Source organism: Vibrio sp. HI00D65 (assembly GCF_001635455.1).
Taxonomy (GTDB): domain Bacteria; phylum Pseudomonadota; class Gammaproteobacteria; order Enterobacterales; family Vibrionaceae; genus Vibrio.
This window is the reverse complement of the sequence record NZ_LWEH01000150.1, coordinates 77826-86522: the sequence shown is the minus strand read 5'-3', so window position 1 is coordinate 86522 and position 8697 is coordinate 77826. Positions and strand designations below refer to the sequence as shown.

7 protein-coding genes are annotated in these 8697 nt (G+C 37.1%); 4 read left to right on the top strand and 3 right to left on the bottom strand.

All coding sequences use genetic code 11. The annotated features are described in order from the left end of the window. The first annotated feature begins 233 nt into the window (after positions 1-233). Both A3712_RS12950 and A3712_RS12945 read left to right on the top strand, forming a co-directional pair. Positions 234-557, top strand: coding sequence for a hypothetical protein (locus A3712_RS12950; protein ID WP_063523781.1), 324 nt, complete (start codon positions 234-236; stop codon positions 555-557). Positions 558-770: 213 nt separating this feature from the next. Then, entirely contained in the window at positions 771-1757 is a 987-nt protein-coding gene (locus tag A3712_RS12945; protein WP_063523780.1) for a hypothetical protein, read from the top strand. A 199-nt stretch (positions 1758-1956) separates the two neighbouring features. Here the strand turns inward: A3712_RS12945 and A3712_RS12940 are convergent, their stop codons facing one another. Both A3712_RS12940 and A3712_RS26780 read right to left on the bottom strand, forming a co-directional pair. After that, positions 1957-2448, bottom strand: a complete 492-nt coding sequence (locus A3712_RS12940) for a signal peptidase II (RefSeq protein WP_063523779.1) — start codon at positions 2446-2448, stop codon at positions 1957-1959. A gap of 133 nt (positions 2449-2581) precedes the next feature. Beyond that, complete coding sequence (locus A3712_RS26780) at positions 2582-2989, bottom strand: GFA family protein (RefSeq protein WP_082856239.1); 408 nt, start codon at positions 2987-2989, stop codon at positions 2582-2584. Positions 2990-3960: 971 nt separating this feature from the next. Between A3712_RS26780 and A3712_RS12935 the strand changes: the two genes are divergently transcribed. Then, positions 3961-4704, top strand: coding sequence for a hypothetical protein (locus tag A3712_RS12935; protein ID WP_063523778.1), 744 nt, complete (start codon positions 3961-3963; stop codon positions 4702-4704). Positions 4705-5017: 313 nt separating this feature from the next. Beyond that, complete coding sequence (locus A3712_RS12930; protein WP_063523777.1) at positions 5018-5569, top strand: hypothetical protein; 552 nt, start codon at positions 5018-5020, stop codon at positions 5567-5569. Between the two features lie 411 nt (positions 5570-5980). On the opposite strand, the gene A3712_RS12920 is transcribed toward A3712_RS12930, so the two are convergent. Then, complete coding sequence (locus A3712_RS12920) at positions 5981-7894, bottom strand: hypothetical protein (protein WP_063523775.1); 1914 nt, start codon at positions 7892-7894, stop codon at positions 5981-5983. Between the last annotated feature and the right edge of the window lie 803 nt (positions 7895-8697).

Here is an 8697-nt window from a genome sequence, read left to right as displayed (position 1 = left end):
TATCCCTTCCACATTCCAAGTAACTTAAATTTAAATAAAGAAAATCAAATAAAACATTGATAAAATTAAAAATTTTTATATTCAACCATCTGGTATAATTAAAACACCATCCCCTTTTAATTAAATATCTAAGATATCTAATTTATTAATACCTAATAAAATATTTCACACAAGAAGTGAAAGATAAAATCTACAACTGCATAACTTAAAATTATTTTACAGAGCGACTCCCAATGAAAATCAAACTCGCATTACTAGCACTACTATCATTCAACACAGCATCAGCCAGCGAAATATTCTTATTTGATCAAGTCACCGCTTTCAAACTAGGTGGTGTGAAACATAGCTTGAGTGGCATAGAGAAATACACAGGACAAAGAATTCGCATCGAGTGGCAACAAAGCCCCTACGAAAAGCCACAACGTTTAGATAGATGCATTGACACTTTCCAACAAGCGATGAATCAACCGGAGCGCTATTACTTACATGTTGAGCTATCCGAATCGACATTCATAAGTTGTGAAATCGGCGTGAAGGAAAGCTTGTTAGTAAACTGATCCTGGCAGTTTGATAATCCACGAGAGTATTCGTTATTACCAATCGTGTCTAATCTCATTCAAGTTCAGCGTCGACGATTAGACACCGAGAACCTGAGTCATAATTGATTTATATCTGTGACATATGCAACTTAATTTATACATTTATGTTGAATATATAAGGAAGACTAACTAACTTCGCATGCTCCACAAAAAACTAAAGGAACCATTTGCATGCGACGTTTGTTACCACTCTTAACTGCCGCTATACCTGTGCTCTTTTCACCAACGTTATTTGCTCAAAGCTACTATTCTGTAACTAACTGTGATCAGCTAGTAGACATATACAATGAAAAAAACAGACCACAGTACATCGATATTGTCGGTAATCTAGATTGTACAAGTTCTCCGACCTTAGTTGAGAGCCTATCGGGACTAATCAATGGTAATGGCCATACCATCACGAACCTGAATTTCCAAAGTGAAAGAGGATATAAATTAACCAAGGCAAATTTAAAAAACATCACATTTAAAAACACTTCTGTCCATAATGAAAACAGCTTTGATCACTTGTTTGACATCAATGATCATTGGCGAAACGTCAAATTCATAAACATTGAAACCACAGGTGCACCATTCAACCAGCTTTTTTATTCACTTGATAACAAAGAGCTTACAGATGTCTCAATTGATCTTGTGGGGGTAAAATTGGCAGTTGATAGAGATTTACTCTCTTCACGTATTTCTCGATCTAAAATTAACAACCTAGAGCTTTTGAATGCATTTGTAAGCCGCCATTCGTCAGATCCGCTATCTCTGCTTAGTAGGAATGTATCCAGGTCAACTTTAACGAACACTAAACTAGCTGATATAACAGTTGTCGGTGAACCTACTGGTGATAGAGGGAAAACCAACATAATAGATCAGATAGCTGACTCTGACATTAACGGGCTAACTCTATACAACGTTACATTCTCACGTTCAGAAGAAGATGCATTCTTTTATTCTGAGTCTGATAACAAAAGTACCTACACAAACATCTACCATAACCTGTTCGATGACACGAAAAATATTGGGACTATCCCATTAGTCTCACAACCTATAGACGATCCACTAAACCGTACGATCAATTTCCAATCTATGAATCAACCAATGCAAGCTCCGGCAATGTGTACCCCATATTTACTTCAAGATAGTTACTTTGGCATAAAAGCTGAATAAATAAAAAAGTGACTCAAGCTTAAGTGACCAAACTAAACTGGCCACTTAAGCTTCTTTTACAACATTGCCTGTTATCCTCAAAAATGAGAATAGGAAAAACAAACCCCGCTGGGGTTAAACTAGTGGTTAGCAATAAATAAGTGGCTGTTATCAACCAATTCAAAATGTTGTAACTCTTACTCCGTTTATCGTAAGACAATTACCTACCCGTTACAGGTTTACTGCCCAATAATAGTAGTAACAGAGCACCTACGACTATAGCTATATCAGCAATATTGAAAATACCAGTACGAAATGAACCAAAGCCTATATTGAGAAAATCTACGACCGCGCCATTATTTATAACTCTATCATAAAGGTTACTCGCTCCTCCGGATAGAGTCATTGAGATTGCAAACAACGAGTTAGCGCTTAATCGAGGACTTGTCACTAAGTAAGTAATGCCTAAACACAAGAAGACACTCACACCTAATACAAAAATACCAAATCGGAACTCATCCGATAGACCATTGCCCAAGCCTAAAAACGCACCAATATTTTCAGTATAGCCAATACGAAGAGTGCCGATAAAATAACTACGCACCATGTTCCTGGGCAAGTACTCAGCAGCAATAAGCTTTGTTATCTGATCAATACTAACGCACAAGAAGGCGACAACTGTTACCACCTGAATTCTCTTTTTTAACTCCATATTACCTCTATGTTATTAAAGTCTAATTGCACCCTGCCAAGCGCAGTCAACGTTTCTCGTATTCTAAAAAAGTATCAACTTATATGCGTCTAAAGTAAGGAGTTAAACACCTTTATAAAGTCTTTGTATAGGGCTATTTCCGCCCCGGCTCATGCCTATGGTATCGCGGCAATTCTGCATTTAAATCTTCCCAGTTAGCTTTCGAAGTCACGAAGTTGTGAGAAAGGGGACGCTCCAATATATCGCTATCTAATGCCCCTATGCGAAGGCGATACCTTTCTGGAGATTTAGCATTTGAACTGTATAATGGCGAACCGCAAGTCCGACAAAAATACTTCCGCTTACCCTCGCTGCTCTCGTAAAAGGTGAGCGAATCACTATGATCTGTTAGCTTCAGATCTTGCGCATTAATAAAACCATTTGTAGCGTAAGCACTTCCACTCGCTTTACGACACAATGAGCAATGACAGTGAATAATATCAGTTATATTACCGTCAAGTTCAAACTGGATTGAACCACACAAACAGCTACCTTTGTACATCTACTTTTCCTGAATTTAGTTTACGAATATCCGTCAGCACTTATAGCACCACACCATGAAATATCATCTCAATTCCTATCGACTGTATTCGGCCCTCTCACTTTACAAACGTCATTGGAATCACTTCAACTACCGCCATCAAAAAATAGGCTACTAATTTCAAGCAAGAACAACGTTTTACTCGTTAAGGAAACTTCCAATTTGTTAGATACATGTTTTTGATTATTTCTGATAAACAGCTTCCGACTAGGATTGACAAACAAATTCTGTCTATGACTATTATGAAGCATATTTTATAACAATCTACCACTCGCGGAGGCTACAACCTTAGTCCAATTAAGTTCAAGTGGATGTGCCTAGTAATGGTATGCACAGCCAGTTTTACGCAAAAAGCATTGACTTTCTTACATTAACGATTCGTCGAAATAATTAATCAGAAGCTAAGTAACTTTAATCGCCTGCTGATCAAGAGAAGTTATGCGTTGGTTGGAATGTGTCGATTACCTAGATTGCATTGTCGATTTTATATCCACGGTTTAGGCTAACGTGGTTATGCTCTCTTAGTTCTAAAATACCCTATAGTCGGAGTAAGAACAGTTGAGCATGTGACAGCATTTCCTTTCCAACGCTTCTCGAACCGCTATTCCGCATATTCCTCCATGCTTTCAGAGGCAGATTCTCGGGGTTATCTTTAGTAAATATTCATTAAGGGAATCTTTTAATCCCATCAGCAGTAGAAGTAAGTCGACAAAACGATCCATTCACTTGGTGAATCCGTTTTTACTAGTTCAGTAGATTTACATAATGATAATAAAAAGTGGTTGTAGAAACGAATTAATGAAGTCACAACGTTTGAGTTCAAAAGGAGAATGTAATCAACACACAACTTTGTAACAAACAGGTTGCATATCTAGAAAATGTAAATATATTAATCAGGCTAATTAAAACAACAAGTTAGGCTGATATATATTATGAAAAAACAGATCCTTTGCGCGTCTCTGTTGCTTGCGACTTATGCCAATGCAGCTATTGAGCTAACTGCCAAAGCACAAATGGACAATGGCTTCCCAATAGAAATACCTTATCCTGAACTCGAGTTTGCGGCAAACCAGCGTGGTAATGTTAACTTTGGTACTAAGTTTAAATCAGTCCAAGAACTTTGCTTCAAGTTCAACAGCATTGCTGATTACAATCCGTTCTACTTTCGCCCTTTTTTAGAGGGCGAGCTTTTCAGTTCATCTTTTGCAATCACATACCGACCTGGTCAGTATCAATGTTGGGTAGGCTCTGGGGACACTTTCTTGAGTGGTGATATCGATTTTATTCTTTGGAGTACTCGGGAGACAACCATATATGATTTTGAGTTAATGATCATAGGAGAGCCAGACGTTGAAGGTGATATTCTAACCATTAAAGCTGAAGAGCATACGATGAATGCCATAAACGGAAACTACCTAACACATACTGTTGAACCGCATACCACCTATGCTGTATCAATAATAAAAAATAACGCCATATATAATACTGCGTATGACAAATTTGGCAGTGTTGGCCTAACGTTTGTAGACCCTGAAGGCGTTAAACGTCTTGTCGCTGTAGAAGATAAAGAAGTATTGATTTCGACTCAAGGCGAGATAAATTTGTTCTTAGCTGACACAGATCAAGATAACAGCGGCGAGGTTTTATTGAACATTAAGAGAGCTTCCCCCGACTGATACACACAAAAAGATACACTCTGGTAGTCTCAAGCTGATTCCTATATTTGAGCGTTCAAGTATGAGCCCGATATTGCAAACTCTATAAAAAAGCCAGCATTCAATCTATCAGCACTGGCTTTTGCTTGTTGAAACGGTATGAAAATCGGGCTACCAATTATGGCCTTGACTCTTCAATCAAACCAGTATCTTTCGCAAAGTCATTATGATTAATTATCTTATTCACGTTTTAGATGGTTAAAGGCTTTTTATTCTCACCAATATAATTATATTAATTTATCAGTAACTTTTACTTAGTAACAGGATTAGCAATATGGTCAGTTGGAAGATAAGATACCTATTAATACCTCTATTTTTAACTTTACTTAGTTTCTCATCTTTAGCTAATTTTCAGAATTGCCGTGAAGAGCCATCTGGACTTTGTGTTAGCCTTATCACTGCAGATAATCACTATATCAATGTTTGGTTTGATCAAAGCATTTACGTTGATATTCTCGCTGTTGGTTATGACTTAAACTCTTGGCGTAGTTGGTTTGTATTAAGGGATAAATTTGCTTCTTTTAGTTCTTTTCAAGTTTCACATTTCGCAGACTACGATAATAATCGAAACGAAAGTGTTTGGTTTACGGCATACAAAGCTCAAGGAGCTGAGTGCTGGTTAAGATCGAAGTCGCTTTATTTTTATGAGTCTTGGGACGGTGCTGATCGCATAAAACGCCCTAAAAAATATTCTGACAGCAGGGCTTATGACACATCAGTTGATGAAATTATAGATAGAGTAAATGAAAGATACGGGTTTACAGATAACTCAGGAAATCAAATCACTTTTTGCGATGTTGAAGTTCCAGTAATTATGACTAACTAAAAGTATGAGTAACTTACTATTAGAGTGAATTATTTAACTTTTTCATACTCAAAAAGCAGTACTTGTACTCTAAAATTCATTGGCTTTGCTAGTACTTTTGCTAATTATGCAAGTGATTAAGAAAGTCCCAGTTTAGAATCTGCCTATGATCAGCGAGGGTCTGAAACTTCCTCCCCTCGCTGTTCATGTAGAAGCTCCACAGCGATTAAACGAACGGTCTACTATTTTAGCTAGTTTGAATACCAAGCTAATTTACATAGAAAAATGGTTCAATGATGTTCGTGATAACGACAGGGTTCCCAAATATAGTGCACCGCACTTCAATGGCTTATCTAAAAGCTTACTTCACTGACCAATTTGACTTTACTCCAACTTGGTATTCGGACATACAGCATATTCAATTAGTGTGTATCAGTAAGGGCCGTTTCCTGAGCCCCATCCTTGTCCACTCAGTGCGTTTTCTACTAGCTCCTCTATTGCCAGTCTCTCCGCTTCTTTTTTTGCACGATCTTCATTTTTAATGATGTCTTCGAGCGAAGTATGTAATCCAGAAAAAACAGGGCCAATGGACTCCATATTTTTATAGAAGTAACTTGGCAGCCGATGTGTGTTAAGTGTGTCTCTGAGACAATCTATCTGTTGCTCTTTGGTCCTTTGAACAAATGGACAACCATAATCTTCCGCTCTAAATTGATTAAACTCAGGCGTTTTAAGCTTTCTAACAAAATAAAACACATTATTTTTTATAACCCCACCAAAACCAGTTTCAAACATAAGGTCGGAAAGTTGAATTGATGCTATGTCTTCTCTTACCTCAGGGTTATTATTATGAATGTAAAGGATTAAATCTTTGGTACTAAAGGCACCAAGCGCTGCTCTGTAAAGCCTTATTTCTTGCTTGTTAGAGATGGTCTTGCTGAATAATGTTGTGTTCGTCGGCTTATGATAGACAGAGAGTACGTATTCTGACTCATCTTGTTCATGGAAAGTCGTAGAAGCTGTGATAGAAAATACTCCTTTTTTGAAAGTGGGAGTAAATACACACCTATCCTCTAGTAACATGTATAAAACAGTAGGTAGTCGCCATTCACTCCTGCTACATCCATACCTTAACACCTCACCTTCAAGTATTCTTGGTATTTTCTTCAACACAACATTTGTAAAAATATTTACCGCAAAAATTTTATTATGGGAACCAGGATCAAACTGACCTGAGCGAAGAGACGCCAGTTTAACTCCTGAAGAAAGTAAAGATTCCATTTGACCGGTAGCAGTAAGCCACCTGAATGTCATATTTGCAATACTCGATAAGCTCAGTTCTACGCCTTCACTTCTAATTGCATCTTTGATTTCTTGAAAAATCATGAGACGTTCGTTATCACTTAAATCATTCAAATTTCGAGTGCGATCGATAAAATAAGGCGCATTCTCATGAACATATGTTTTTAAACCCAGTAAAAAAGGGATGATTTCACGGACGTAATAGTGTGGGAAGGCAATGCGATAATTATCGAATCCCTCTATTGCGAGGGATCTTTTGGATACAAATTCAGCCACGTTTGTTTCACCGTAGCTTTTAATGGGTGAATAATCGTTATAATATTCAACAATAAAGGAGGTTGTACAATTTTCACAACGCACCACTCTGCCTGGCTTGTTTAACGTTTCTCCGATTGTAGAACTCATCAGTTCATTCATTTGCAGGCTTAAAATATTACCTTGAGAGTAGCTACTCAAAATGGATTGTAATAATAGCAGGTAAGCCCTAGAGAGATTGTTTTCAAAATTAAAGTTTTCCGATAAGAATGGAATATCAAGACGTTCAAATTGATTCTCCTCTAATTCTTTGAGTAATGTGGCATAAGCTCCTTTAAACTCTATGGGCGTTGCTTGTGCATTCGCTATTAATATTTCTTTAAGAAGCTCTTGCTTCATTAGGCTTATTCGTATGTTCACAAAGCTCAATGGAACATCGAATGCTGTGAGGTTTTCACCGCCTTGTTCTAACTGAGTATATGCATCTTGAAGATACAACAGTTCTTGCTGAGCGAGTGTAGAACCCGTCTCCCTTACTTTTATCTGTGCTGTAATTAAATGCGAGTATATCGCATGCTCACAGTATCCAGGACTGACTGTACATTCATTCGCAACCTCTAATTGCTTGAGAAGTAACTCTTCTGACTCTTCATTATTAAGGCTAGAATAATAGACACCTAATTCACTAGAATATATATGGTCTTTTAAATTATCAGACAGGGAGGTAGCATGTGCGGCGTTTATTGACAATAATAACGCCAACATGGAAATGAAGAAATTTTTGGGCATAACTGACTCTCTTTAGGACGGTATCTTGTAATACCGTTTTTACGTTTTATAGTATTAGTTCCATGCATCATACTTAAATCCAGTTGCATATCAAATTAAATCAACTAAAAACACCTATACTATTAAGTTATCATTTAAGACATCAACTAACTAATAAATACTCGTAAAGACTCCGAACCACTTAGGATATTGCTGTTTATAGGATTTTTATTTTTCACAAAATTAAAACAAAATTAACAATTGATTTTCATTCTCACCATATATACTGGAATAATTTTATTTTGGACTTCGAATATCCATTTACTATGCCTAAACGAAAATAAACGTCTATTATTCATAACTAAAATTAACCAATCACTTTTATTCACTTATCATACTAAGAGGTCAGGTAATTCCAATTTTTGAGTGAGTCATTAAAAATTATAATTTGGGGCGCACTTACGTTCGAAGGTATCCGTGGGCTACAATTCTCTATTCACGCTCAGCGCTTATTCAATAAGAATAGAATCGATACGATAATGTTCATAGCTGATCTTCAAAGTTTCAATTTTTTGCACTCTTCGCAATTTTATTAGGCGCCCTACAAGTTAATTTATCCTCGTAAACACTCCCCCTCCTTTGTGTTTTCTATAAATCTTACAACTCGCTAGCATCCTGTTAAGACAAGTGACAAAATTTGCGAAAATATGAGACCGATAACGCGACTCTGCGGGCATGAGTTGTGCGTTTTCCGTGGATTGTTTGTGTTTTAGCTGGGCTCTGCAATAGGCACAAAAAAGCCACCATGATCGGTGGCTATCTTG